Origin of the sequence: Sinorhizobium glycinis, from assembly GCF_001651865.1 — a bacterium.
GTDB classification, from domain to species: Bacteria; Pseudomonadota; Alphaproteobacteria; order Rhizobiales; family Rhizobiaceae; genus Sinorhizobium; species Sinorhizobium glycinis.
The window spans coordinates 1-2869 of the sequence record NZ_LPUX01000019.1; the positions used below are offsets into that span (position 1 = coordinate 1).

Annotated in this window: 2 pseudogenes; one reads left to right on the forward strand and one right to left on the reverse strand. The window is 59.4% G+C overall.

From position 1 onward, the window contains the following. Positions 1 to 1483 (reverse strand): annotated as a pseudogene (locus AU381_RS00150) (ISL3 family transposase); the annotation flags it as partial. Between the two features lie 207 nt (positions 1484 to 1690). Between AU381_RS00150 and AU381_RS00155 the strand changes: the two are divergent. Then, positions 1691 to 2714: pseudogene (locus AU381_RS00155) on the forward strand (IS110 family RNA-guided transposase). Positions 2715 to 2869 lie beyond the last annotated feature (155 nt).

Consider the following 2869-nt stretch of genomic DNA (forward strand, 5'->3'; position numbering starts at 1 on the left):
ACAGGCCGGACATATGAAAGCAACCGATCAAACCACCCGACAAAAAGCCCTTGCCATAGGGGGCGTCCACATATGAATCACCGCTGCGAAAGAGTCCGCGGAAGCGCATGCCAAGACTACGCATCAAAGCGAAATCCGGCGATTCCCGCTTCAAGGCATCGACCTTTCTCGCCTGACTGGCCGTCAGCGCAGCACGCGGTTTCACGCAAAGTGCGGCGGCGACTACGGGCGAGATCAGATGGCCCGTCTCCGGATCCCGTATAGGAACGGCATCGCGGGCGAACTGATGGTCATTGACTGAGGCAAGCGCAGCGCTGTCCTGATCCACCTTCTCGGCGCGTCTCCACTTTGCGAGCAGCCGTTCAAGATTCGAGAAACTGCCAGTGTAGCCGCGCGCCTGGATATCGTGGAAGAGATGCCGCCCGCAGCGGTTTCCAGCTGTCCAGCACTCGGCCAGAAACGCCTCGAAGTATAAAGGTGACGTAGGTTTCAACGCGGCCCTGCGTCGGGCCGGCGGCGCGTCGAAGGTCAGCCATTTGGCGATGCTGCGGCGGCCGTAGCCGGTGCGACGAGCAATCTCGGAACAGGGCAGCCCTTCCTTGCGTAAGGCATGAACAGCATCGAACACCACCTGTCTCGATTGTCGATGAGCGTGACGTGCGCGGCGCCGGTGCGTTGTGTCGGCGTACGGCTCGTTATCCTTATCGGGCCGCAGTGCCCGCCCTGTCGCGCGCCCGGAAAGGCTCATCTGCTCCTCGATTGCGATCCGAAGGTTTTGCAGGAGATGAAACCGATCCGCGACTTGGCGCGCTTGCGGTGCGCCCTCACGAGCAGCTTGCGCATAGAGACCGCACCGGTCTCGGTTGACGATCTCGACAGAAGGGTGCCGCTTCAGCCATTGAGCCGTACTTGCTACGCTTCGGTCCTGCAAAATGTCGAGGACTTCACGGCGCTCCAGATCGACGATCATCGTGCCGTAGCGCCATGATCGCCGCCAGCTCCAGTCATCAATCCCGATAATCCGGGAAGAGATTGGCCTGTTGCCTGCGGCATGGCGTTTGAGGTGCCGCAGGATCGTGTCGTCGCTGACCGGCAGACCCAGCCGCCTCATCAGACGTTCTGCAGGACGCCTGCCGGCGCTGTGTCCGAGCAGACCGACAATCTCCGCGACCCTCCTTGTCCGGCGCTCATAAGGGGAAGCAACCGCTTACAGCCGATCGGTGAATGTTTGTCGTTCACATTTTTGATATGCGCATCGCCAACGGCTCAGCCGAAGCTTCACCGTCACGGTCCTGCCCTGAACCGGCAGATCCTGAAGGCTGCGTGTAAGCCAGCCATGCCGATTTCGGCTCCGCCGTCCACAATCGGGGCAAACGCCAAAGGCTGGTCCTGCAGCGGAAACAACCCAGCTGTCATCATCGGTGAGTGCAACACCCAGAACTTTGACCCCTGGGCCGGGCGACCATTTCGTTTTCGTTCGCATGCCCGCCCATAGCGGCATCGTCGCTAACGGCGAATGAACCACACAAATTGAGGAAGACCCTTTAATTATGAGAATACTGTGCCAATGATTTCAATCTGTTGACGTGACACTTAAATTCGAGAACGGGCAGTTAGTTTGATGGGGTGGAGCGGCCTCCCAACGGCGTCTAGCATCGCTGTTGTGAGAAACAGGGAAAGGAGCCACTCCATGAACCAGATTGTTACAATCGGACTCGACCTTGCCAAGAATATCTTCCCAGGTGCACGGCATCGACGCTTGCGGCAAGGTAGTCGTCCGTAAGCCATTGCGCCGCGGCGAGGTGATGAAATTCTTCGCGAGCCTTCCTCCCTGCCTGATCGGCATCGAGGCGTGTGCGACGGCTCATCATTGGGGCCGGGAATTGGGAAAGCTTGGCCACACGGTCCGGCTGATGCCGCCAGCTTACGTGAAAGCCTATGTCAAGCGAGGCAAGACAGATGCGGCCGACGCGGAGGCGATCTGCGAGGCAGTCACACGACCAACCATGCGTTTCGTCGCGGTCAAGAGTATGGAACAGCAGGGCGTGTTGATGCTGCATAAAACCCGCGACCTGTTGGTGCGCCAGCGCACCATGTTGATCAACGCCCTGCGCGGACACCTTGCTGAGTTCGGCATCATCGCCGCGCAAGGGACCGCCGGAGTGAAAGCGGCGATCGAGGCTTTTCATGCGATGCAAGACAGCCTGCCCACATTGGCGGGTAAGGCGCTGCATGGATTGATCAAACAAATGCGCGTCGTGGCCAGCGAAATCGACAAGATCGAAGAGCAGATCTTGGCCTGGCATCGGAATAATGCGGCAAGCCGGCGGCTGGCTGGCATTTCCGGCATCGGGCCGATCACGGCAAGCGCTATCGTGGCGACGGTATCAGATGCAACACTGTTTTCCTCGGGCCGCTCCTTCGCGGCGTGGCTTGGTCTAACGCCGCGCGCGCATAGCAGTGGCGGCAAGGAGAAACTTATCGGCATCAGCAAACAGGGGGATGGCTATATTCGGCGCCTGCTTGTTATCGGTGCCACGGCGGTGATCCGTCGGGCACGGCAGGATAATGCCAGCAAGAGTTGGGCGGCAAAGCTGCTCACGCGTAAACCGGCCCGGCTGGTCGCGGTGGCCCTGGCCAACAAGACTGCGCGTGTTGCCTGGGCATTGTTGGCGCGCAACCAAGCCTATATCGCTCACGTTGGCGCTGCATAATCGAATCTTCCGTTTGGCAAACTCGAATAGAAACGCTGGACGCGTAGATAGCGAGGGTGATGAGATGTGATGGCTGTAGAGCGACAATCTGGCTGAGATCAGCGCGACAATCTGGATGAGATTCTGGTGTCGCGGTTGTCGGCGACGGTATCATC